Here is a 22,623-nt window from a genome sequence, read left to right as displayed (position 1 = left end):
CTTCGTTCAAACATCGCCAATCGAGCGAGCAACTGCAGCGACATAAACTCGCTCCGCGCCTGCTTTTTTCAGCACGCGGGCAATGGCATGCGTTGTAGCGCCTGTCGTCACGACATCATCCACCAGCAGCACGTTCGCGCCGCGAACATCAAACCCCCAGCCTAGCGCGTAGGCATGGCGTACGTTGTCGAACCGTTGGCTCGGAGGCAAATGATGTTGCTTCGCCAGCCACTTCTTGCAACGGACCAGGTCGCTGACGAGAGGTACCTTTAATGCTGCCGCGAAAGAACTAGCCAACGACTCGGCCGCATTGGTTCCTCGCCAGAGTCGCTTCAACCAATGCATGGGAACCGGCACGACCACACTGGGCGCTGGCGTGAACGGCATTTCACGAACTCGCTCAGCCAGTAGTTCACCCACCTGCTTTGCCAGAAGTTCATACGCTCGGTGCTTCATCCGCAAGACTGCCTGCCGCAGCATCCCTTCATAGATGCCGAGCGTTCTGGTTGCATCGTAAGCGGGCTTTCGCTCGCGACAGGTGACGCACGTCCCTTCCGGATTGGGCAGGTCCGGATAAGGCATGGCACAACGCGGGCAGAAGTTGCCCGCTCGCGGCCACAGTTGCTGTTCACAGGTTCCGCAAAGCAATCGCGACCGCAGCGGCAACTGCGAGGTCTCGCATAGGTCGCCGCAGGCAGCGCAGGCGGATGGAAAAAGTAGTTCTGAGGCAAGTGACGCCGAGCGGATCAGTTTCGCTTGCAACCAGTGCGTCGTGTTCACGTTCAAGTCTCACAGAGTGAGCCACAGTATGACTCGTTACCAAGCGGGCTCGCAACCGTTTCTGCCCCCCTGCCCTGCCCCGACTTTTCACTGCCCGCGCTGCGTGTCAAACTCACGCGGTTCACTTTTGCCTTCCCGCCTTGGAGAATCCTTCATGATTCGTCGTCACTTCCAATTGCTGTTCGCCAGTGTTGCCTTGCTGGCTCTTGGCTTTGCTGCCTCTCACGTTTCCGCTGTCGCCCAGGAGAAAGCCGTGCCCCGCGTTTACGAACTTCGCACCTACACGACTCACCCCGGCCGCCTTCCTGCCCTCAACAAGCGATTCCAAGAGCACACGCTCAAGCTGTTCGAAAAGCATGGCATGAAGAACGAGATGTACTGGATCCCGACTGACTCGACGAAATCCGAGAACACGCTGATCTATGTCATCTCACACGAGAGTGAAGCCGCCGCGAAGAAGTCGTGGGATGCCTTCCGCACCGATCCCGACTGGATCAAGGCTCGCGATGCTTCCGAAGCCGACGGCAAAATCGTGCTCAAGGTCGAATCGGTCTTCATGACCAAGGCACCTTACTCGCCGTAGTCGACATTAGGCCGGCAACAAGCGGTACTCTGCGAAGTTCCGGCAGATTGAAAGCTGGCCGCAGCTATTGCAAAAGCCAATGAACCCCCGCCGCAGGGGCGGGGGCAAACGGGAGGAGTCTTCTACCAGCGGAAGAGGCCGGTGCCCCAGGCGAGGCCGGCGCCGAAGCCGCTCATGAGCACGTTATCGCCGCGGTTGAGTCGGCCTTGTTGGCTCAGTTCGTCAAGGACCAGCGGGATGCTGCCGGCGGAGGTATTGCCGTAGCGATCGAGATTCACGATCACGCGGTCGAGTGGCATGCCGAGATCGCTGGCGGCCGCTTCGAGGATTCGCTTATTGGCCTGATGCAGGACGAGCCAGGTGACGTCGCTGGTGGTGAGACCGGCGTGGCCGAGAACTTCGCGGCACGAATCGGCGACGGTGCGCACGGCCCACTTGAAGACCGCGCGGCCATCCATCGACATGTATTGTCGGCCAGCGGCAATCGACTCGGCGGTGAGTGCTTCGCGGCTGCCACCCGCCGGGATGTGCAACAGTTCGACACCGTTGCCGTCAGCGCCCAGGGTGTAGGCGACAAAGCCTTGCTCGGGATTGCCGGCGCCCAGCAAGACCGCGCCGGCACCATCGCCGAACAGCGGATAGGTCTTTTTATCGGCTGGGTTAACTGTCCGGGTCATGACATCGCTGCCGACCACGAGCACGTGCCGCGCGTTGCCCGTTTTGACGAACTGCATGCCGGTCGACAGGGCATACATAAAGCCCGCACAAGCAGCGCTGACATCAAAGGCCGGAGCACTGCAGCCCAGCAGGCGTTGCAAGCGACAAGCCGTCGACGGGGCAGGACTGTCGGGGCTCATGGTGGCGAGCACGATCAGGTCGACTTGCTTAGCCGAGATGCCCGCTTGTTCCAGGCACTTGATCGCAGCTTCATAAGCCAAGTCGCTGGTAGCCAGTTGCGGCTCAGCCTGACGGCGCTCGCGGATGCCCGTTCGTTGTTCGATCCATTCCGCGTCGCAGCCGAGCGAAATGAGGTCTTCGTTGCGGACGACCTTGGGGGGCACAAAGGCACCGACTCCCAGGACTTGCACGCCGGTCAGTGTCCAGACGGGTGAGTGGGGAGCAGTCTCTGCATGAGAGGCGGTGTCGACGGCCGGCACTGCCGCCGGGTCAACGCGGGAAACAGAAGGTGTCATGCCTGTTCCGGGAAGAAGTGAATGCCAGGGCAAAGGACCGGCTCCGCCAATCTCTGGCACGCCTACTTTGTTATAACCAGTTACCCAAATTGGGGCCAGCGACTATTCCTTGCGGTTTACCCACTCAACCGGGGATGCCGACGCGTTTGCTGGCCGGATTTACGGATCACCAAAGCCCTGCCAATGGCCAACAAAAAGTCGAAAAATCCGCCGCTAAGTGCGTCTGCCAGCTCGACGACGGTGCCGGTCGAGACCAACCGCCCACTCAAGCTGAGAATTGCTCCCGTCATCGCTGCTGCCGAAGCGGTGAGCGAGCGAGTCCGAACCGACTTGCCCACGCATCAAGGATTGGCGGGAGCAGCGGCCAACGTCGCCCGCGCGGCACGAGAAGCGGAGAAGGTTTCGAAGGACATTCAACGACCTTGGAGCTTGCATCGACTGCCCGCGATCTTCCTCGGCGTGGCGCTGATTTTGTTGCTGGGCTGGACCTATTGGCGGTTTGTGCACACCACCAAGCTGACCATCGCGCTGCCTGATCGCGACTTCAGTCAATTGCAGGAACGTCTGCGGGGAAGATCCAAAGTCAGCTTTACTCCGGTGGTCGTGCCCGGCTCGCGCGAAGCAGAAGAAAAGGTCGCGCGCGGCGAAGTAGACCTGGCATTCGTGCAAGGTGGCATCGCCATCGCCCCCGAATTGCCCCGAGTCGAGACGCCCAGTCCCGAGACAGTGCTCTGGCTGCTGAAGGAAAACGTAGCCAACCCGCGCGATTCGAAAAAAGTGCTCACTTCGCTCGCTGGCGAAGGGAGCCATACCGTTGCCTTGCAGTTTTTCAAGCTTTGGCAAATCGATACCGAGATTGAATGGCTGCACGATTGGCGTGAACTGAGTACCAGTGACAGCTATGAACTGCCAGCCGATGTCGATGCCGTCTTTGTCGTCAAGGATCCCGGCGATGAGAAGACGCTGGTCGCCATGGAAAAATTAACCAAGGCTGGCTTTAAGTTGCAGCCTGTCGATCTAGGTGCGCGAGTGGCCAAGCTCGATTATTTACACTCCACGACGATACCAGCGCGGCACTTCAACTTTTCGCCCGATGTGCCTGACGAAACGCTGCCGACTTATAGCGTGTCGACGTTTCTCGTCGCTCGCCCGGCACTCACGCCGCGATTGCTGGCCGAAGCGAATCACTTGCTCGATTTTCATCCGCAGACCATTGGCGATGGTGGCTTCGAGCCGAACATGAACGACGCTAGCGAAATCTTTCAGGGAGTCGAAGCGTTCCTGGGCATTATCGTCAACATCGGCCTCGCGTTTCTCGCCTTGCTCGGGCTCGAGATCATGGCCTATCGCAAGCGGTTTCATGAACTCAATTCGCTAATCAGTCTCATCAGCATGCTGCAAAGCAACAAGGACGTGCTGGGCTTGTCCGACGCTGCCAGTCGCAAAGAAAACCTGCTCTACTTGGGTTTGTGCAGCGACTTGCTCGGGCAGATTAGCATGATCAGCGGGTACTACACGCAGGAGAATTCTTCGCTGCTGTTTAACAATCTTTCTGAGGTGATTCACCAGCGGTGTGATGGTTTGAAGATCAATATTCAGCTGAAGATTCTGCACGCCTTGTTGCCACCCAACTCCTAAGTGACTTATGTCCCTTCCTCAACTTCCACCGCGCAAGCCCGATAGCCACAAAGGTGACTTTGGCCGCGCGCTGCTGATTGGTGGCTCCTACGGAATGGCGGGCGCCATCGTCCTTTCGGGCATGGCCTGCTTGCGAAGTGGAGCAGGATTAGTGCGACTAGCCGTCGCGGAACCGATGCTCGCACAAGTGGCTGGATTCGATCCGTGCTACATGACGACAGCGCTTGCCTGGGACGGTCTTAGCGCGGATTTTCAACGGCGGTTGGCCAAGGCACAAATTGATGCCGCCTTGAGAGATGTTACCTGCGTGGCGATTGGACCAGGGCTCGGTCGGTCATCGACCCGCACAAAGATAGTCCGGCATGTTTACGAGACGACGACGCAGCCTCTCGTGGTCGATGCCGATGGGCTCAATGCATTGGCCGAGATCGCAAAGGCGGACGAGCAGCCTCCCGCGCATCCCGGGCCGCGTGTTCTCACGCCGCACCCGGGCGAATTCAGCAGGCTGGCAGATCGGAAGTTCACTTCGCGGGACGAGCAGGTGGCTGTCGCCAAAAAGTTCGCTGCACAGTGGAATGTGGTGCTGGTTCTCAAAGGTCAGGAGACCCTGATCACCGATGGCGACCGCCACGAACTGAATCAAACGGGCAACCCTGGTATGGCGACCGGTGGCACGGGTGACGTGCTCACCGGCATTATAACGGCGCTCATTTGCCAGGGACTTTCACCCTTTGATGCCGCCGTGCTTGGCTGCCACGTTCATGGCTTGGCCGGCGATCTCGCAGCCGCCGAAGTGGGCCAGATTTCGCTGATTGCTACGGACGTGATTCGATTTCTGCCGGCAGCGTTTCAGCAAGTTAGTTCGTAGTTCGAAGTTTGCAGTTCGCAGTTGGACACGCAATCAAGAACACTCACATTCACCTTTAAACTATAAACACTCCCGTGTATCTCATTCGTTCCGCCGATCGATTGCCCGCTGAGATGCTGCGCGGCGCTGTTGCCGTGGGCAACTTCGATGGCGTCCATCGTGGCCATGCGCAGCTGATCGAACGCTTGCTGGCGCGGGCACGCGAGGTAAATGGTCCGGCGGTAGTACTTACGTTTGATCCGCATCCGGTCCGCATCTTGCGTCCGGAACTCGCTCCGCCGCCGCTGACCTGGACCGAACGCAAAGCGGAACTACTCGCCGAACTGGGCGTAAGTGCGGTGTGGTCGTACCCCACCGACGAAGCGCTACTGCGGCTGACCGCGGAGCAGTTCTTTCAGCAGATCATTGTCGATTCGCTGCTAGCCAAGAGCATGGTTGAGGGGCCCAATTTTCGCTTTGGTCAAAAGCGCTTGGGCGATGTGAAATTGCTCGAAGCACTCTGCACCGCTCAGGGCTTAAAACTTGATGTCGTTCAGCCTGTGGCGACCGAAGGTGAGCTCGTTTCCAGCAGTCGCGTGCGAGATTTGATTCGCCAAGGAGAAGTTGCGACTGCCAGGCAGTTGCTCACTCGCCCCTATCGTTTGCGGGGACTGGTCACCCACGGAGCCCAGCGAGGGAGTAAGATTGGTTTCCCGACGGCGAACCTCGCCGGCATCGATACGCTCGTCCCACCGATGGGCGTGTATGCCGGCCGGGCTTTCACGACGCAGGGAATTTGGCCCGCCGCGATCAACATTGGCCCAAATCCAACCTTTGGCGAAGCTGCCTTCAAGTTCGAGGCTCATTTGCCAGGTTTTTCGGGTTCACTGTATGGTCAGCCCCTCGAGGTCGAGTTTCTGGCCCGCGTGCGAGAAACCAAGCCGTTCGAGTCGGTCGCCGCGCTCAAGGAGCAGCTGGCTGCCGACGTACAAACGGTGCTGAGCTTGTGCGAACAAGACGCAGCGGAAGATGCTTAAAATACAGCTGCTTAAACAGAGCTGCAGAAAATCACGAAAGAATTCCTCTCATGTCGATTGATTGGTCCCGGTTTGTCGAACTCGTTCAGGCTCACCAGAAATTTCTGCTGGTCAGCCATATTCGCCCCGATTGCGACGCGCTCGGCAGCGAACTCGGCATGGCAGGGATCCTCGAAGCACTCGGCAAAGATGTGAAAATCTGCAATGGTCACGCCACGCCGCCGAACCTGGCCTTCATCGATCCAAAGAACAAGATCGGCGTGATCAACGTCACCGTGCAGCCCGCCGATCTCGCCGATCGCGACTGCATCATGATCCTCGACACCAGCGCCTGGCAGCAACTCGGCGACATGGGCGACGTCATCCGTGCCCACAAGGCTCAGAAGATGGTCCTCGACCATCACGTCAGCCAGGACGATCTGGGGGCTGAAAATTTCAAAAACACGACCGCCGAAGCTGCCGGACGTCTGGTTGTCGAAGCCGCGGACGCGCTGAACGTGCAGCTCACGCAAGAGATCGCCACTCCCTTGTATGCTGCGATTGCTACCGACACTGGCTGGTACCGCTTTGGCTCGGCCAGCAGCAATACCTATCGCATCGCCGCCCGCCTGATCGATGCCGGGGCCAGCCCTTCGAAGATCTACAACTCGCTTTACGAGCAAGATACGCTGGGCCGAGTGCTGCTACGGGGCATCATCCTGTCGCGCGTAAAGGCGGAGCTCATTGGCCGCCTGGTTTACACGCACGTGCTCAAAGAAGACTTCACGAATACCGGCGCGTTGCCCAGCGACACCGAAGATGTCATCAACATGGCCCTCGCCATTGCGGGGACACAGTTCGCCGTGATCTTCGTCGAGCAACAGACCGGTGGCTTTAAATTGAGCTTCCGTAGCCGCTGCGCTGTTGATTGCAGCAAGATGGCGGAACAATATGGAGGTGGTGGGCACAAGGCCGCCGCCGGAGCGTTCCTGCCGGGAACACTCGCCGAGGTTCAGCCTCGCGTTATTGACGCTGCGCGCACTGCCCTGCAATAATCGCCCGCCACGCCTGTGTGCAACCAATCCCGCCTGACTATCCCACCTGCCCATCGTGTCGTCCCCGTTTGGCCCGCTCGCAAGATCACGGGCCGAACTACTTTCCCAGCATCGGATGTTGGAGTCTGCTGCGATGAAACACTCTGAACCTGCAGCCGGTCAACCAGCTGCTTCCGGCCCCGAGCACGTGACCGTCGTCATCGACGATTCGACTCGCCGGCGTAACGTGGTCTACGCCATTCTCGCCACCATCATCGGCGGCCTGGTGGGCGTCTTCCCCTTTCTCGCGGGCTTGGCCCTGTTTCTGGATCCGGCGATTAAAAAGCGCAAGACCGCTGGGGAAGCTACGGACGCAATTCCGCTGAGACGCGTTGCCACGATCAAGGCCGTGCCGGAAGATGGTACGCCCATCCAAGTACCGGTGATCGCCGATCTGAAGGACATTTGGACCGTTGAACCTAATCAGCCTGTGGGCGCGGTGTATCTGCGGAACACTGGCAAGGACAAAGAAGGTAAGCCAACCATTGAGTGCTTCAACGCCATTTGCCCGCACGCCGGTTGCTTCGTCGCTTACTCGGCCGAACGCAAACTGTTTCAGTGCCCTTGCCACACCAGTTCGTTTACGAAGGACGGGGCCCGCATTCTGCCTTCGCCCAGTCCGCGTGACATGGATAAGCTCGACGTGGAAATCAAAGATGGCGAAGTCCTTGTCGCCTTCGCCAATTACTACCCAGGCAAAGAGCATCCGGAGCGTAAACCATCATGATCCGTGCCTTAAGCCAATGGGTCGATCGTCGTATCGGTTACAACAAGCTGCTCGCCGATGCGCTCTATGAGCCCATCCCGGGCGGTGCGCGCTGGCGCTACATCACAGGCAGCATGCTCGTGTTCGCCTTCACCGTGCAGGCCATCACCGGCATCTTTCTGTGGATGGCTTACAGCCCCAGCAGTCAGACCGCTTACGAAAGCGTCTATTACATTCAGCATGAAATGACCGGCGGCTGGTTGCTGCGCGGCATTCACCATTTTATGGCTCAGGCCATGGTCGTCGTCATGGGCATTCACCTGCTACAGGTGATTGTCGACGGCGCTTATCGTGCTCCACGCGAAGTGAACTACTGGCTTGGTCTCGTGCTGATGCAAATTGTCATGGGGCTTGGCCTTACTGGCTATTTGCTCCCCTGGGATCAAAAAGGCTACTGGGCCACCAACGTCGCCACGAACCTGGCCACGCTCGTGCCTGTCGTTGGAAAAGATCTGCAGTTGCTGGCCGTCGGTGGCAGCGAATATGGCCACCACACGCTGACTCGCTTCTTTGCGATGCACACCGGCGTGCTGCCGGCTCTGCTCGTTGGTTTTCTGGCCGCGCACATTGCCGTGTTTCGTAAGCATGGCATCACGACCCATCCCCGCCCAAACGCCAAGCACGAATACTTCTGGCCAAAGCAGGTTCTCTACGATGCGGTCGGTTGCCTGGTGCTACTTGGCATCGTGCTGCTCTGTGTCGTTCACTGGGATGTGCTCAATACGATTTCCGGTCGGCTTCCGCTGGCTCATCAAGGGGCTGAACTAGGCGCGCCGGCAGACCCTTCCGAGCCCTACGATGCGGCTCGTCCGGAATGGTATTACTTGTTCCTCTTTCAGTTGCTGAAGTACTTTCACGGCAATACGGAAATCATCGGCGCGCTGGTGATTCCTGGCGTCGTCATGACGATTCTTGCGCTCGCGCCGTTCATCGGCATCAGCAAGATCGGACACTACTTCAATATCGGCTTCATCTTGTTCCTGCTGGTTGCTTCGGTTGCTCTCACGGGCATTGCCCTGCGTGAGGATGCCAACAATCCGGACTTTCAAAAGGCCAAGATCCTGGCCCATCAGCAGGCCCAGCGAACGTATGAGCTAATCAACCGGCAGGAGTGGATGGTCGACAAAGACGTCCCGGCCAACAGCAAGCTCTCCGACAAGCGCTTCATTCAAAAGCCGGGCGCGGTCTATTTGCTGCGCAACGACCCGCTCACGCAGGGTCCTAAGCTATTCGGCCAGCACTGCGCCAGTTGCCACGACTATCGCGATCTGAAAGGCGATAAATCGGAAGGTCATAGCTTGGCGGTTCACTTCGCCAACCAGAAGCAGGCTCCGCATACCACTGGCACCGGCGATACGATCAAGGTCGTGCGCGACGCCGCTGGCAACGTCGTTTACGACGAATCGCTCCCTTACAGCGGCGCACCGAATCTATTCGGTTTTGCCTCGCGCGATTGGATCAAGGGCTTCCTGACTCCCGAGAAACTGACCGCCGTCAGCGTGGGTACGCCGTCTCCTTCACCCGATCCGAAAATCGCGCCACTCAAGGAACATCCGGATAATCACCTGAAGCCCATCACCGCCGATTATTTTGGCCATACGAACCATCGCGAAGGCCGCATGGTCGAATGGCTCAAGAGTCATGCGGCCGATTTGCAAGGCAAGACCGAAGATGGCTTCGAAAAACTCGACGCCATCGCGGCCGCGCTGTCGGCTCAGGCGAAGTTAAACAGCCAGCAAGAGGCCGATGCCAAAGACGAAAAGCTGATTGCCACCGGTGTGAAGCTGATTCAGTCGAACTGTACCAACGAGTGCCATCGCTTTGGTGATAAGGGGCAACTGGGTCTGGCTCCCGATCTCACCGGCTATGGTTCTTACGAATGGATGCTGGGGCTCATCAGCAATCCCGAACACGAGCGGTTCTACAAGTCCGGCAACGACCGCATGCCCAAGTTTGCCGAGGATCTTGGCGCACCCGCCAAGCACAGTGTCAGCATTCGCGAGTTGTCCCTCATCGTCGCCTGGCTGCGCGGCGATTATTACGACCCGCATGCCGAGCAACCGCTAATGCCGCCGACCGAAGAGTACGCCCGCCAGGCTGTGCGCATCAGCCGCTCGGAAGCGAACCAGTCGCTGGCGATTGTGGGTGCCGAAAAGAAGCAAACACGTGCTCAGCAAGTAGAAAAACTGTTTGTGCAGAACTGCTCGCAATGCCATAGCCATAGCGACTCCAGCGGGGTCGGCATCGTTTCTCGCCAGCCGTCCGCTCCGAACCTGTACGGCTTCGGTTCGCGCGATTGGCTCTCCGGACTGCTCGATCCCAAGCAAATCGTGGGCCCCAAGTACTTCGGCGAAACCAAGAAGCACTTTGAAGGGGACATGGTCGACTTCGTCAAGGACAACATGGCCGGCTTGGATGAAGACGGTAAAAAGCAAGTCGCCGATCTGATCGCTGCCCTTTCTGCCGAAGCCAAGCTGCCCGCCCAAGCCGAGGCCGACAAGAAGGCTGAAGAAGACGGCACACTGATGCGAGGTAAAACCGCGCTGGCAACCTCGTTCTCCACTTCGTCGTGCGTCGACTGCCACAAAGTGGGCGACCAAGGCGATCTGGGAGCCGCGCCGGATCTCACCGGCTGGGCTTCGCAAGATTGGCTCGAGCGGTTCATCGCGGACCCCGCACATGCGTCGTTCTACGGCGAGAACAACGACCGCATGCCTGCCTTCGGCAAAGCGGGTCCGGGGGCTAAGCCGTCGATCCTCTCCAAGGAGGACATCCGCGATCTCGCCCGCTTCATTCGCGGCGAACAAATCCCTGACGCAAAATAGCCAGCCGGCGTGCAACAAGCGGTACACCGCGATGTTCCGGCTTGGCCGTGCAGAGATGGTGGGCGTTCACAAACCGGCTGGGTTTGTGAACACTGAGGCGCGCCGCACCCGAGAGATACCGCAGGTCGCGTTCACAAACCTCCGTGGTTCGTGAACGCTTTTTCGCAGGCCAATCGGTCGGAGCTAAGACTTACACCAAGCCGAATGCTTTTTGCATCTGCTCGCGAACCGTGGTTAGTCGTTCGAGACCACCGCCCCCCACTTCAGCAGTTGTCCAGCCGGTGAAGCCGATTTCTTCGAGCCCTTTGCGGACTTCATCCCAAGGCAGATCGTCGTCGGGTGAGGTGATATCGACGAACTTGTTCTTGGCCCGGCTAAAGCCCTTCACGTCGAGCTTGACCGCGCGGCGGCCAAAACCCTTCAGCCATTCGCGTGGCTGACCGTACTTCCAGTGATTGCCGATGTCGTAGTACATGCCCACCCATGGGCTGTTGAAGCTATCGACAAAGTCGATGAACTTCTGCGGCGATTGCTCGGGCGGAGCATCGTGTTCGTAGTGCAGCTTGTTCCAGACATTTTCGAACAAGATCGGCTGGCCCAGCGAGGCAGCCAGCGGAATCAACCTTTGAATCTCTTTCCGGGCTCGATCGTTGCATTCTTCTTCGGTGCCATCGTCGCCGCGACCCACGACAATCAGCACGCCGCTGCCACCCGCTGCATGGGCCACGCGCAGGCAGTGTTCGATATTCGCGACGCCCTGCTTGCGATCCTCTTCCAGGGCGCTGGTCAACCGCTTGTTCCAGTGAGCATGGTTGATCGCGTTGTGGACGAACACTCCCGACTCTTGCACGGCGGCGCGGGCTTGCTCGGGGGTGAACGAGCCGGCTTCATCAAAATCGACGCCATCGAAGCCTGCGGCAGCGGCGAGCTTCAAGCGTTCAACGAGCGACAGATCCTTGCCATCTGCCTTCTTGGCAATCATTCCCAATTTGCACGAGAGCAAGATCGGCTTGCCGGTCGGCGGCGCGACAAACGTGCCCGGCTTCTCTTCAGCGGCAGTCACGTGAGCGGTACTTAACCCGGCCGCAGCGACGGCACCGGCGGCAAAGAAAGAACGACGAGGAAGGGAAGACGGGGAAGGCTCAGGCGACATGGCGAGTTTCCAGGATCAGCGAAGTAGGCAATTGGCGGGCACCGGTACGCTAGTTTATCACGGGCGAATCCGCAGCGGGCGATAGGTATCTGTCTCGTTGTTTAGGGGCAGATAACAGCTTCGCCAGGAGTGTCGATCCAGCGGGAGTTCGCTAAACTTCTCGCATGGACACCGTGTATATCGAAACCTCCATCGTCAGCCATGCCACGGCGCGGCCCAGCAATCTGCCAGCCGTAGCTGTGTTGCAACAACAGGCGCGAAGCTGGTGGGACCATGAGCGGGCGAAGTACCGGTTGGTAACATCGCATTTCGTCATAACTGAGGCAGCGTCTGGAGATGCTGAAGCCGCCCGGCTACGACTCGAGATGTTGGCAGGAATTCCCTTGCTGCTCCCTTCCGAACAAGTTGAAGTGATCGCTAGCGAAATCCTCCGCCGCGCTTTAATGCCGCCGAAAGCCAAGTTCGATGCGTTGCACGTAGCGATGGCTGCCTGCGGCGGAGTAGACTATCTATTAACACAAAATTGCAAACATATCGCGAATGCGCATGTACTTCCGCGCGTGTACGATTTGCTGGCGGAACTCGGCTTGCCCCGATTACTAGTCTGTACGCCAGCGGAGTTTCTGGGAGGGCTGGAATATGTCGACGAATCCGATTCTTGACGAGCTACATGCCGTCCGCGCCAAGCTTCTATCTGAAGCTGGGGATGACCTGCACCGAATTGTCGCGGAAGCCAGAGAGCAAACATTGGCCAGTGGTCGCCCGATTGCGGAGCCGACTCGCGGGCCCGAGCGACCAACCTCACCGCCACTCGCTACCGATTTTGGTGCCGAGCAATTGCCCAACACTTCGGTCAACTGTAACAACAAATAGATGCGTCCCAAGAATTACGTCAATCATCACATTCAGCCCGAACAATCCGGGCGGACGCTCGCCGCTGCCTTGCGAGATTTTCTCCCCGATCGGTCGTGGAATCAGGTGAAGAAGCTGATTACCCAGCGGCAGATTCAAGTCAATGGAAACTTGTGTCTGGAAGAGGGACGCAAAGTCAAAGCGGGCGACGTGCTGCAGGTTTGGGAGCATCCGCTGGCACCGCCGGTGGACGAGAAGAGCGTGCGCATTCGCTACGCCGACCAGCACTTGGTCGTCATCGAGAAGCCAGCCGGCATCACCACGCTGAGGCATGCCGAGGAGCGAAACTGGTCTGCCGATCGCAAACGGCGGCAACCCACGCTCGATGAGCTGGTGCCTCGGGCGCTCGCGAAGCATCTGGGCTGGAGTGTCGACGAACCGCAACGAGCGCCAAAGAAGCAGGCTCCGCATCGTGGCCGACGAGAGCATCGGCATCTGCAGCGACCACAGGCCAATTTACCACCGGTGCGAGCCGTCCATCGACTCGATCGCGATACCAGCGGCCTGATGGTCTTTGCCCGCACTCAGCAGGCGGAAACAGCGCTCATTCGTCTCTTCAGCAAGCATCGCATCCAGCGGGCTTATCTGGCAGTCGCCCACGGGCACGTGCCAGCGGCTACCATCGAAACACAATTCGTGCGCGACCGGGGAGATGGCCTGCGGGGCAGCGTGATCGCCGCTGATCCAGCAGCGGAAGTTGTCGAAGGAAACGAACCGCAGCAAGCGATCACGCACGTAAAGCCGCTCGAAAGCATTGGCGAGTACTCGCTGGTCGAATGCCGCTTGGAAACGGGGCGTACGCACCAAATTCGGATCCATCTCTCTGAACGTGGCCACATGCTCTGCGGTGAGAAGACTTACACGCACCCACTCGGTGGACGTCCGCAGGCCGATCGCAGCGGCGCGCCCCGCCATGCCTTGCATGCCGCGGAGTTGGGCTTTGTGCATCCCAGTACCGGGGAGCCAATTCTCTTTAAGTCGGCCCTCCCACCCGATCTGAAGCAATGGCTCGAACGACTACGCAAACAGGTTGCCACGTCCGCAGAAAGGTCCACCGATGAAACTTGATCGTCTCAGCCGACGGACATTTCAAACGGCCGCAGCGGCTTCCATCGTGCTTGGTGCGACGGCTAACTTGTCGGTTCCAACTAAAGCAGCGGACGAGAAGGAGTTTCAAGTCCATGCCTGGGAGCGGGACAAACGAAACCCCATCTTGCCGCCCGGTGGCTTTGAGTTCGACAAGACCTGCTGCATGAACCCGTTCGTCCTGCGGCGTGACGATGAGTATTGGCTGTACTACGCGGGGGGCGATGCCGGCGGCAGGAAACGGATTTGTTTGGCCACTGCCAAGATCAACGACCTGTCGAAATGGGAGCGGAAGGGACCGTTATTCGAACTCGGCGGTAAAGGTTCGTTCGACGAAACCTGGTGCGTGCTGCCGTGCGTCCATCGCGTCGGAGATCGCTGGCACCTCTATTACACCGGAAGAAGCGCCAAAGCGGGCGTTGGTTTGCAAGGCTTCTGGGGCATGGGACTGGCCACCAGCGACGACCTGCTGACTTGGAAAAAGTACTCCCCAGACCCCATCATGACCGGGGATGGCTTTGAGCAATGGCCCGCCAACAAAGGGATTGCTGGCGGTGGTCGCATTCTCGAAATCCCTCAAACCTCCGGCCCGCCGCTGCTGCGCATGCATTACACCTTGCCGACCGGCACACCGAGCAAGGATCTGAAAATCGATCAGGCCAAGCAATCGGTAGTTGCGCATTCAACAGACGGCATCACTTGGACGGATAAGCGACTGGTCCTCGGCCCGCGGTTAGATGCTCCCTACGAAAACGCCGCGACGATCGCGCTCAACGTCTGGAAAACCAAGACTCGCTGGCGAGCCATCTATGCGGGCATCGGCACCCAGTTCGGCGCCTACAGCATCTGCGAAGCCGTGAGCGACGATGGTCTCAACTGGCAGCGCGGCGCACCGGGTGAAAACCTGGCCTTGCCACCCCAGGGCAAGGGCTGGGAAGCCAAGATGACGGAGTATCCCAACGTCATTCAAGAAGGCGACAACCTGCGACTTTTTTACTGCGGCAATGGTTATGGTTCCACTGGCATCGGCACTGCGGTTGCGCCGATGTTGGATTAGTCCGCTCCATCCCAATCGCGGAGGAAGCTGTTATGGAAGAAACTGATCAAGCCGACTGGTCCGAGAAATTTGCGATTCACCTCTGCCGAGCATTTCCCAATTTGCATGCCAAGAAGGGGAAGCGGAGTGAAGTGACGAAGTGCGCCGGCTTTGAATTGGGCCCACGTCTCGATTACATGCACAATCTGTATATTGAGTGCCGTTGGGAGCCTCACTCCAAAAGCCCCGAGCGCGCAGCAGCGGAAACCTTCGTGGCTCGAATCGTGATTCAGTTGGGCAGTTCGTTCAAAGGTCAGTCCACGTCGCTCTGCAAGCAGATCGAAACTTTCGAGTCAGGTAAATACCAGGTGTTTACCGGAGCTACTGCCGGACCGGTCTATATCACCAAGACAGGCTTGCCTGCGTTGGATCTGACCATACCTCCCAACAAGCAACTGACGGCGATTCAGAGCTACGGTCAGGCTTGCAGCGACCTGCAATCCTACTGGCGACTTTATCGCGATCGCCTGCCTGCCGATCTGCAACCGAGTGCAGCCTGACGGAGATACACGAAGCGATGAATGTCTTCGCCGCCACTCCGCAGCCACCGTACTACGCCGTGATCTTCAGTTCGCAGCTCGCGGACGATGTTGCTGGGTACGGTGAACTGGCCGAGCGCATGCTGGAGCTAGCTGCACAGCAGCCCGGCTATTTGGGCGTGGAAGGTTCGCGCGAGGCAAGCGGCCTGGGAATCACGGTTTCGTATTGGGCGTCGCGCGAGCACATCGTCGCGTGGAAGCAAAACAGCGAACACGCCCTCGCCCAGAAGCTCGGGCGCAGCACGTTCTATCGTGATTTTCGCCTGCGCATCTGCATTGTTGAGAGCGAGTCGTCTCTTCTGCCGCGCGCTTAACGACACGCATTCTCAGCAGTCCCAGCAATCGTCTGGATAATCAAAAATTTCCTGGAAATCGCGTCGCAATCTCGGTGCGCGATTCGTAGAATGCCGCCTACTGCAAAACCAGTTGCTCGCCTGATCTCTGCCTGCCAATCTTAAGAATCGCCTTAGGAATCTGCCGATGAATCTCGGTCGTCGTAGGTTTGTCTTGCTCGCCGCCGGCGGCGCCAGTTTGGCGCTCTTACCTTGGTTGGCAGCGCGCCGCCCCTCCCCTGCCCTGGTCACCCGCAAAGCGTGGGCACTGGGGAGTGACGTTTCACTCTCCGTCGTTGGGCTCGATGAATCAGCTGCTCATCGCGCGCTCGATGCCGCGCTTGCGGAGATCGAAACGGTCGAACAAGTGATGAGCTTGTATCGTCCCGATAGTCAAATCAGTCTGCTGAATCGTGATCGCCGGCTACGCGATCCTCACCCTTATCTGCGAACGGTATTGCAAACCGCAGCAGAAACCTCACTTGCCAGCGGAGGTGCGTTTGATATTACGGTTCAACCGCTGTGGGAACTATTTGCCGCTGCAAAACGGGTCGGACAAGTTCCGTCAGCAGTAGAACTGGCGGCTGGGCGAAAGAAGATCAGTTGGCAACACGTGGAATGTGATGCCCACCATGTACGGCTCTGCGATCCGGTCGAAAGCATCACTCTCAATGGCATCGCTCAAGGGTTTGCCCTCGATCGAGCCCTCGCTGCTTTGCGAGCCCACGGTGCGACCAGCGCGCTGATCGATACCGGTGAAATCGGCAGCTTGGGAAACAAGGCGTTGAATGACCCTTGGACAGCGGGAATTCAGCATCCTCGCGAGGCAGACGCTTATCTGGCGGTCGCTGATCTTGATGGCCGCGCCCTGGCCACCTCGGGCGACTACGAGTCTGCCTTCTCGGCCGACTTCGCCCGCAATCACATTTTTGATCCGCGCACCGGTAACTCCCCGCCCGAATTGGCCAGCGTGAGCATTGTTGCCCCGACCGGCTTACAAGCCGATGCGCTGAGCACGGCAGCCATGGTGCTGGGCCGCTCGCGCACCTTGGATCTGGTTCGCAAGTTGCCCCGCGTCGATGCCCTGCTCGTCGATAAGACCGGCCGCGTCACGCAAACAGCCGGCTTTCCAACTTCGGCCGCAAGCTAAGCAACCGCTCACAAAGTTCTGCACGAAAGCAAGCACTATGCTTCATCCCCTCCGCCTGCTTGGCCCCTTCCTGCTCTGCCTCTTTGCCTCCCTAGCCACGGCAGCCGATACAGTCGAGTTGCTGAGCGGGGCAAAAGTGACGGGCGAGATCACTTCGCGCGACGCCAAAACGGTCTACATGAAAGTGAACCTGAGCGGCGTGACATTCGACCGCTCGTATGCCGTCAGCAGCATTCATGCCATCACCACTGGGGATGGCACCCGCACGGTGATTAACGAAAAGGGCACGACGCCGAACAAAGGCCCAGCCAACACCAAGTCGCCAGCAACGAAATCTCCGGCCACCAAGCCGAAACCCGGCCTCGGTGGTTCGCGAGCCGAACTCGACGCGCTCATCGAGCGCGAAGGACGCACGCCTCCCGATTGGTTTGACGCAACACCACTCAACTATCCCAAGACGCTCGATCTCACTTGGGAACATCCACCGCCGGGAGGTGGCTGGAACAATCAGAAGAACGTCGGGCAATACAACTGGGACATCATCAATCCGAATCCCAGTCGTTGGAAGGAAGGTGTCCGACTGATGCACCACCTGCTAACGGTCAACAAAGATGACAAGGAAAAGACCGAGCGGATCATGCTCGTGCTGGCGAACATGTATCACAACCTGCACGAAGACTATACCCGCTCCGCGTTCTGGTTTCGCACTGCGGGAGCCGAGAAAAATCCCCAAGAGTTCTCGCAGGCTGCGGTCACTCTGGCCGAATGCTACTACAAGCTGGGTTATCGCGGCGAGGCGGTGAAACTCATGAGCAAAACTCCTTCCACCTATTCGCAGATCAAACTGCTCGCGGATATGGGCGAGACCGATCAGGCCCTCAAGCAATTGCAAGGTTCATTCGCCGCGAATCCAGAAATCGCCTACCTCTACGCCGGCGATGCCTGCCACGTCGCTGGCCGCTACAAAGAAGCGCTGGCCTATTATCAAAAACTGCTCGACGTTCCCGTGCCCGATAAACCGAATGGCCGCCTGGTAAAGAATCGCGCGCGGGCTTCGGCAAACATCGCGGCGATTCGTTCGTTCGAACTCTTCGACTTGAGCAAAGTTGCCGACGGCGACTACCAATCGGCCAGCCAAGGCTACGAAGGGCCAGTCGAAGTGAAGGTGAGTGTGTCGGGTGGGAAGATCGCCTCGGTGGTAGTGAGCAATCATAAGGAGAAGCAGTTCTATTCCGCGATTGCCGATACGCCCCGCAAGATCATCGCCAAGCAGAGCGTCCGCGGCATCGACACCACCAGTCACGCGACGATCACTTCCGAAGCGATCGTCAACGCGACCGCCAAAGCTCTGGCAGGGAACAAGAACTAACCCATGCGGATCGATCACTTCCTCCCCTTCCTAAAAAAAGCCAAGAAGGGTGTCCCGCAGACACCGGTCGGTCCGGTCACGCAACTCGTGCGGCAGGCTTTGCCACAGCCCTTGTTTGCCGACCTGCAGACCGGTAAGCCGGGACTGGTGCGTCGCTGGCTGAAGTGGATCGGCCCGACCTGGCAGTCGGCTCCCTTGCGGCGGATCGTGCAGGGAGTATGTCTCACGCTGTTCTTGATTCTGTTCTTCTATGTTTGCTGGCCTTACACGGCCAAGCCCTCGCGCAGTTGGAACAACTGGGTCGCCGCCGAAAACAACGTCGAGACTCAAGAAGTCAAACTGCTGCGGGGCGAGCCTGAGTCGAACCCGCCGCGCGTCGGCGAGCAGATTTATCTCATCGATAGTTCCCTTCCTGCCGACGATGCTGCCACCTCTAACCAGGCGGTGCCGTTTGAAGTTCTACGGTCCGCCGACAAAGAACTCGTGGTCAAGTCGCCCGTGGCCTTACCTGAAGAAGGGCTTGCACCGGGACCTTGGTCGCTGCACGAGAATCCGCCCGGAGCATGGCCCTCGCATTACACGCACGAACTAGCTCGGAAGGAAAAGATCGCCGCCGAACTCTTCCTGACGATCGATCCGCTGGTGAGTCTCTCGACCGGGATCGCTTCGCGCTCGTGGATTTGGTCGCTGGCATCAGCGGCCATCATTCTGCTGGTCTGCATCTTCATTCCGCGGGGCTTCTGTGGATATCTATGCCCGTTGGGAACGGTCATCGATCTATTCGATTGGAGCATTGCCAAGCGTGTGAAGCGGTTTAACGTGCCCGACGATGGCTGGTGGGTGCATCTCAAGTACTACCTGCTCTTCGGCATTCTCGTAGCCGCCTGTTGTGGTGTGCTGGTCTCGGGATTCTTCGCGGCGATACCGGTCATCACACGCGGACTGCTATTTGTGGTGTCCCCACTGCAAACCGGTACGATGCGAGGCTCGCACCTCGTTCCGCCGATGAACGCCGGGCATTGGCTCTCGATTGGCCTGTTCTTCGCCGTGCTCGGTTTGGGCTTCCTCAAGCCGCGCTTCTGGTGCAAGTATGTCTGCCCCAGCGGTGCTGTGTTCTCGCTCGGCAACCTGTTCCGTGTGACCGAGCGGAAGGTGGAAGACAGTTGCATCCACTGCAACAAGTGTGTCGAGATCTGCCCCTTCGATGCCATCAAGGCCGACTTCACGACGCGCGTGACCGACTGCACACTCTGCCAGACCTGCGGTGGAGTCTGTCCGACGCACGCGATCAAATTCGTCGATCGATTCAACTTGATTCAGCTCAAAACTTACAACGATCCGCCCACTCACGAGACGGCCCTTGGTCGCCGCGGCTTTCTAGCCGCGGGCGTTGGCCTCGCAGCAGGTGCGGCCGGTGGACTCGCCGCAGTTGGCACGGCCACCGCTTGGGGAGCCAATGCGAGTCAGGCTGATGCTTGGAAACCCGTTCGTCCGCCCGGCAGCTTGCCCGAACAATCGTTCTTGCAAGCCTGCATCCGCTGCGGCGAGTGCTTCAAAGCGTGTCCGAACGATGTGCTGCACGCGATGGGATTTCAACAGGGTATTGAAGGCTTGTGGACGCCGCACGTCGTGGCCGATTGGGCCGGCTGTGAGTCGAGTTGCAATGCCTGCGGGCAAGTTTGTCCCACGGGAGCCATCCGTGCGATCCCGCTCGAAGAGAAACAGGTTTGCCGCATTGGACTCGCCGAACTCAACCTGCAAACATGCTTGCCCCATGCAGGGAAAGAAGCCTGCCAACTGTGCGTCGACGAGTGCGTACACGCAGGCTACAACGCCATCGAGTTCACGCGAGTTCGCACCGAAGTCGATGCCCAGGGAAATCCGATCGAAGACAGTGGCTTCGTTGCACCGGTGGTACTTGCCGACAAATGCGTCGGCTGCGGATTGTGCCAGACGCGCTGCTACGGCATCAACGTGCTCGACAAGAAGCTGCTGACCGAGTCAGCCATCATCATTCGCGCCGGAGAAGGAAAAGAAGATCGCCTACAGACGGGTTCCTATCTGTCGCTGCGAACCGCTGAAGAAAAGCGGCGCACCGAACTGCAGAAAAACGACTTACCCATGCCCGGTGAAAGCTACCTGCCCGACTTTTTGAAGTAGGCCAGCAAGAACGCCGCAAGTTGCACATCGTGCCGGAACTGCGTGAGTCCACTTATTGCCAGCCTCCTTTTCAGACGTACGTCATCAAACCGGGTTGTGTCGCTGGGAAAACTCTGTTCACAAACCGGCCCGGCTTGTGAACGCCACATGCAGTATCTCTCGGGTTTGGCGCCCCCCCGTGTTCACAAACCCCTGGGGTTTGTGAACACCCACCAATTCCATGCGTTTGGACTTACGTCGACTCAGGCAAATCACTGCGACCCATTTTCGCGGTGCGATTCAACCAGAATTTCAAGGAACGAGCGGGCACCTGCGCGCAGGTGTGGCTTTCATTAGACGGTTCGCCGGTGACTAGTTTGGTCCCGCGCCGGCGAGAATTCTGAAGACGGCCGGGCTACTTTTTGCCGCCTTGAATCACCGTGGGTTTCCACCCTGGCACACCCTTCGGAGCGCCAGGCGATTTGGCCTCGCGGCCGAGTGCATCGTAGAACTCTTGCTGAGCCTTGCGACCTTCCATGATGTAGGTTCGGCCATCGGGAAACACGGCGTACGCGGTGTCGTCGGTCAGGCCCATGTACTTGGGATTGCCGCCATAGCCATCCTGGGCACCGTGCAGCACGCGAGGTTCATCCATTCGCTTGTTCGCCGCTTGGGCGTACTTCTTCACGTCCGGGCCATTCCAGTCGCCATACTTCAGATCTTCGGGAACCACGTTGATATTTCGTCCCGGCGATTTGACCGGAGCAACGCCCAGCAAGTCGTAGTCGCCGACGATCGGTTTGCCATCGCGAGCAAAGACCTGTCCGGGCTTGGGGCTCCACTTAACGCCGTCGATGCGAATCACTTCCGCCACCATTTTGTCGCCTTGCTTGTACATGCGACGAGCGACGCCATCCGAGCCAATGACAAAGCAATCGTTCATGTTGGCCGCCGCCGCTTCGCCCGCGTTGGTGGCCGTGAGAATACCGGTGTTCGGGTCTGTTTTGAATTTGGCCCACATCGGCTTGCCGTGCGCTCCTTTGCGAATCAGCTCGATGGCGGCCTTCTTGTTGGATCGAAACATCGCGATCACGCCAGCTTCTTTAGCGGCCTCGACCATCTTCAAGAAGTGCTCTTCGGGAATGCCCATGCGTGGATCGTAGCCGCGATTCAGCTTGATTCCCTTGAAGATCATTTTTGCTTCGGCCTCGCTCACTTCTTTCGCTGCTTTCTCGGCAGCTTCCTTCGCGAGTTGGGCCGAAGGACCGTCGAGAGCCTTGGCGGCCTGCTTGGACACGGCTTTGCGGACGAGCGTTTTCGCAACCTTGCTGCCGATCTTCACGCTCAGGGTCGCAATGAGTTTGCCGAAGGAGAGAAGGTCGGAAGGCGAGTACCAGACGTCTTCCAGAAAGCCGGTGTTGCCCCGGACCGAGTCGAGCACTTCGCCATTGATGCCGGTGATGAGATCGAACTTGTGCTCGGTCGTCGAGGCCGTGATAAAGACCCAGCCTGCCGGCGGTGACTTTTTGCTCCGGTTGTGAACGAACACGCGAATCTCGTCCCGCAACAAGCCATTGAGATCGTCGGTGTAGTAATCGTCGTTGGGACGAAAGCGGTGTTGCACGGCACCGAAGGGGAGAATCAAGTCGGCGAAGTAGCCGCCGCTGCTCGATCCAGAGTGGCCAATGACGGTCAGGTTTTCATCGAGCACCGGCAGATAAGGATTGGCCGGGTTGGCGAGCACGCTCCATTCGCGTTCCCACTCGGTGGCGTAATCTTCGAACTTCTGATCGCGCCGCGCCATAATCTGCACGGGTTTCAGTTGATTGCCCGTGATGCGATAGCCGCGATACGTGCGATCGAAGACGTCCGAAACCTTGGGGGCCGCGCCACCCACCCCCGCCAGATGTCCGCGACGACGCTTCGCATCGGCAGCGATCTTCTCCAGTTCAATGCGATCGCGAAACGAACGATGGTATTGGACGACGGGGTCTTCAGTGGTCATGGAACGAAGTCCTTGGGAGGAAGGCAAGTGGCAGGCTTACCTTAGCCAAGCGTGGCGTCCAGACAAATGTTACGCGGACGACCAACTGCTTTTTCGCCAG

At 58.7% G+C, this 22,623-nt stretch carries 20 protein-coding genes; 16 read left to right on the top strand and 4 right to left on the bottom strand.

All coding sequences use genetic code 11. The features are described 5' to 3' along the window. Positions 1–6: 6 nt before the first annotated feature. Positions 7–780, bottom strand: a complete 774-nt coding sequence (locus NA78x_RS10440; RefSeq protein ID WP_425618383.1) for a ComF family protein — start codon at positions 778–780, stop codon at positions 7–9. 154 nt (positions 781–934) lie between these two features. Between NA78x_RS10440 and NA78x_RS10435 the strand changes: the two genes are divergently transcribed. Continuing rightward, the gene (locus tag NA78x_RS10435; protein WP_425618382.1) at positions 935–1,363 is read left to right on the top strand and encodes an NIPSNAP family protein; all 429 of its coding nucleotides are present in this window, start codon (positions 935–937) and stop codon (positions 1,361–1,363) included. Between the two features lie 122 nt (positions 1,364–1,485). Here the strand turns inward: NA78x_RS10435 and NA78x_RS10430 are convergent, their stop codons facing one another. Next, positions 1,486–2,556, bottom strand: coding sequence for a beta-ketoacyl-ACP synthase III (locus NA78x_RS10430; RefSeq protein WP_425618381.1), 1,071 nt, complete (start codon positions 2,554–2,556; stop codon positions 1,486–1,488). Positions 2,557–2,739: 183 nt separating this feature from the next. On the opposite strand from NA78x_RS10430, the gene NA78x_RS10425 reads away from it, so the two are divergent. The 6 genes from NA78x_RS10425 to NA78x_RS10400 all read left to right on the top strand — a co-directional run bounded on the left by NA78x_RS10425 (position 2,740) and on the right by NA78x_RS10400 (position 10,742). Continuing rightward, positions 2,740–4,194 (top strand): hypothetical protein, encoded by a 1,455-nt coding sequence (locus NA78x_RS10425; RefSeq protein WP_425618380.1) that lies wholly within the window; start codon positions 2,740–2,742, stop codon positions 4,192–4,194. Positions 4,195–4,201: 7 nt separating this feature from the next. Next, on the top strand, positions 4,202–5,062 hold the full coding sequence (locus NA78x_RS10420) for an NAD(P)H-hydrate dehydratase (RefSeq protein WP_425618379.1): 861 nt from the start codon (positions 4,202–4,204) through the stop codon (positions 5,060–5,062). A gap of 74 nt (positions 5,063–5,136) precedes the next feature. Next, positions 5,137–6,078, top strand: a complete 942-nt coding sequence (locus NA78x_RS10415; RefSeq protein WP_425618378.1) for a bifunctional riboflavin kinase/FAD synthetase — start codon at positions 5,137–5,139, stop codon at positions 6,076–6,078. A gap of 50 nt (positions 6,079–6,128) precedes the next feature. Beyond that, positions 6,129–7,112 carry a DHH family phosphoesterase gene (locus tag NA78x_RS10410; RefSeq protein ID WP_425618377.1) on the top strand — a complete coding sequence of 328 codons (984 nt, stop codon included), beginning with the start codon at positions 6,129–6,131 and terminating at the stop codon, positions 7,110–7,112. Positions 7,113–7,245: 133 nt separating this feature from the next. Continuing rightward, positions 7,246–7,878 (top strand): ubiquinol-cytochrome c reductase iron-sulfur subunit, encoded by a 633-nt coding sequence (locus NA78x_RS10405; protein WP_425618376.1) that lies wholly within the window; start codon positions 7,246–7,248, stop codon positions 7,876–7,878. Then, positions 7,875–10,742 (top strand): cytochrome b N-terminal domain-containing protein, encoded by a 2,868-nt coding sequence (locus NA78x_RS10400; RefSeq protein WP_425618375.1) that lies wholly within the window; start codon positions 7,875–7,877, stop codon positions 10,740–10,742. The genes NA78x_RS10405 and NA78x_RS10400 overlap by 4 nt, the downstream gene beginning before the upstream one ends. Positions 10,743–10,932: 190 nt before the next feature. On the opposite strand, the gene NA78x_RS10395 is transcribed toward NA78x_RS10400, so the two are convergent. Beyond that, positions 10,933–11,895, bottom strand: coding sequence for a sugar phosphate isomerase/epimerase family protein (locus tag NA78x_RS10395; RefSeq protein WP_425618374.1), 963 nt, complete (start codon positions 11,893–11,895; stop codon positions 10,933–10,935). A gap of 173 nt (positions 11,896–12,068) precedes the next feature. Here NA78x_RS10395 and NA78x_RS10390 point away from each other — a divergent pair, with 173 nt between their 5' ends. From NA78x_RS10390 to NA78x_RS10350, 9 genes are all read left to right on the top strand, one after another. After that, positions 12,069–12,557: a type II toxin-antitoxin system VapC family toxin gene (locus tag NA78x_RS10390; protein WP_425618373.1), complete on the top strand. Its 489-nt coding sequence runs from the start codon at positions 12,069–12,071 to the stop codon at positions 12,555–12,557. Beyond that, positions 12,535–12,768 (top strand): hypothetical protein, encoded by a 234-nt coding sequence (locus tag NA78x_RS10385; protein ID WP_425618372.1) that lies wholly within the window; start codon positions 12,535–12,537, stop codon positions 12,766–12,768. The genes NA78x_RS10390 and NA78x_RS10385 overlap by 23 nt, the downstream gene beginning before the upstream one ends. Beyond that, complete coding sequence (locus tag NA78x_RS10380; protein ID WP_425618371.1) at positions 12,769–13,875, top strand: RluA family pseudouridine synthase; 1,107 nt, start codon at positions 12,769–12,771, stop codon at positions 13,873–13,875. Then, positions 13,865–14,950 (top strand): hypothetical protein, encoded by a 1,086-nt coding sequence (locus NA78x_RS10375; RefSeq protein WP_425618370.1) that lies wholly within the window; start codon positions 13,865–13,867, stop codon positions 14,948–14,950. Before NA78x_RS10380 ends, NA78x_RS10375 begins: the two co-directional genes overlap by 11 nt. A gap of 32 nt (positions 14,951–14,982) precedes the next feature. Then, complete coding sequence (locus NA78x_RS10370) at positions 14,983–15,489, top strand: hypothetical protein (RefSeq protein ID WP_425618369.1); 507 nt, start codon at positions 14,983–14,985, stop codon at positions 15,487–15,489. A 17-nt stretch (positions 15,490–15,506) separates the two neighbouring features. Continuing rightward, positions 15,507–15,842, top strand: a complete 336-nt coding sequence (locus NA78x_RS10365) for an antibiotic biosynthesis monooxygenase family protein (protein WP_425618368.1) — start codon at positions 15,507–15,509, stop codon at positions 15,840–15,842. Between the two features lie 166 nt (positions 15,843–16,008). Continuing rightward, positions 16,009–17,010: an FAD:protein FMN transferase gene (locus tag NA78x_RS10360; protein WP_425618367.1), complete on the top strand. Its 1,002-nt coding sequence runs from the start codon at positions 16,009–16,011 to the stop codon at positions 17,008–17,010. A 37-nt stretch (positions 17,011–17,047) separates the two neighbouring features. Next, the gene (locus NA78x_RS10355; protein WP_425618366.1) at positions 17,048–18,379 is read left to right on the top strand and encodes an FMN-binding protein; all 1,332 of its coding nucleotides are present in this window, start codon (positions 17,048–17,050) and stop codon (positions 18,377–18,379) included. Positions 18,380–18,382: 3 nt separating this feature from the next. Beyond that, complete coding sequence (locus NA78x_RS10350; RefSeq protein WP_425618365.1) at positions 18,383–20,539, top strand: 4Fe-4S binding protein; 2,157 nt, start codon at positions 18,383–18,385, stop codon at positions 20,537–20,539. 394 nt (positions 20,540–20,933) lie between these two features. On the opposite strand, the gene NA78x_RS10345 is transcribed toward NA78x_RS10350, so the two are convergent. Continuing rightward, complete coding sequence (locus NA78x_RS10345) at positions 20,934–22,523, bottom strand: hypothetical protein (RefSeq protein ID WP_425618364.1); 1,590 nt, start codon at positions 22,521–22,523, stop codon at positions 20,934–20,936. Between the last annotated feature and the right edge of the window lie 100 nt (positions 22,524–22,623).

Source organism: Anatilimnocola aquadivae (assembly GCF_049819085.1).
GTDB lineage: Bacteria > Planctomycetota > Planctomycetia > Pirellulales > Pirellulaceae > Anatilimnocola.
This window is presented reverse-complemented; position numbering and strand designations above follow the sequence as displayed.

Coding starts and splice junctions, on each gene's coding strand:
- NA78x_RS10435 (WP_425618382.1), top strand. CDS start 935: ATGATTCGTCGTCACTTCCAATTGCTGTTCGCCAGTGTTGCCTTGCTG.
- NA78x_RS10430 (WP_425618381.1), bottom strand. CDS start 2,556: ATGACACCTTCTGTTTCCCGCGTTGACCCGGCGGCAGTGCCGGCCGTC.
- NA78x_RS10425 (WP_425618380.1), top strand. CDS start 2,740: ATGGCCAACAAAAAGTCGAAAAATCCGCCGCTAAGTGCGTCTGCCAGC.
- NA78x_RS10420 (WP_425618379.1), top strand. CDS start 4,202: ATGTCCCTTCCTCAACTTCCACCGCGCAAGCCCGATAGCCACAAAGGT.
- NA78x_RS10410 (WP_425618377.1), top strand. CDS start 6,129: ATGTCGATTGATTGGTCCCGGTTTGTCGAACTCGTTCAGGCTCACCAG.
- NA78x_RS10405 (WP_425618376.1), top strand. CDS start 7,246: ATGAAACACTCTGAACCTGCAGCCGGTCAACCAGCTGCTTCCGGCCCC.
- NA78x_RS10400 (WP_425618375.1), top strand. CDS start 7,875: ATGATCCGTGCCTTAAGCCAATGGGTCGATCGTCGTATCGGTTACAAC.
- NA78x_RS10395 (WP_425618374.1), bottom strand. CDS start 11,895: ATGTCGCCTGAGCCTTCCCCGTCTTCCCTTCCTCGTCGTTCTTTCTTT.
- NA78x_RS10385 (WP_425618372.1), top strand. CDS start 12,535: ATGTCGACGAATCCGATTCTTGACGAGCTACATGCCGTCCGCGCCAAG.
- NA78x_RS10380 (WP_425618371.1), top strand. CDS start 12,769: ATGCGTCCCAAGAATTACGTCAATCATCACATTCAGCCCGAACAATCC.
- NA78x_RS10375 (WP_425618370.1), top strand. CDS start 13,865: ATGAAACTTGATCGTCTCAGCCGACGGACATTTCAAACGGCCGCAGCG.
- NA78x_RS10370 (WP_425618369.1), top strand. CDS start 14,983: ATGGAAGAAACTGATCAAGCCGACTGGTCCGAGAAATTTGCGATTCAC.
- NA78x_RS10365 (WP_425618368.1), top strand. CDS start 15,507: ATGAATGTCTTCGCCGCCACTCCGCAGCCACCGTACTACGCCGTGATC.
- NA78x_RS10360 (WP_425618367.1), top strand. CDS start 16,009: ATGAATCTCGGTCGTCGTAGGTTTGTCTTGCTCGCCGCCGGCGGCGCC.
- NA78x_RS10355 (WP_425618366.1), top strand. CDS start 17,048: ATGCTTCATCCCCTCCGCCTGCTTGGCCCCTTCCTGCTCTGCCTCTTT.
- NA78x_RS10350 (WP_425618365.1), top strand. CDS start 18,383: ATGCGGATCGATCACTTCCTCCCCTTCCTAAAAAAAGCCAAGAAGGGT.
- NA78x_RS10345 (WP_425618364.1), bottom strand. CDS start 22,523: ATGACCACTGAAGACCCCGTCGTCCAATACCATCGTTCGTTTCGCGAT.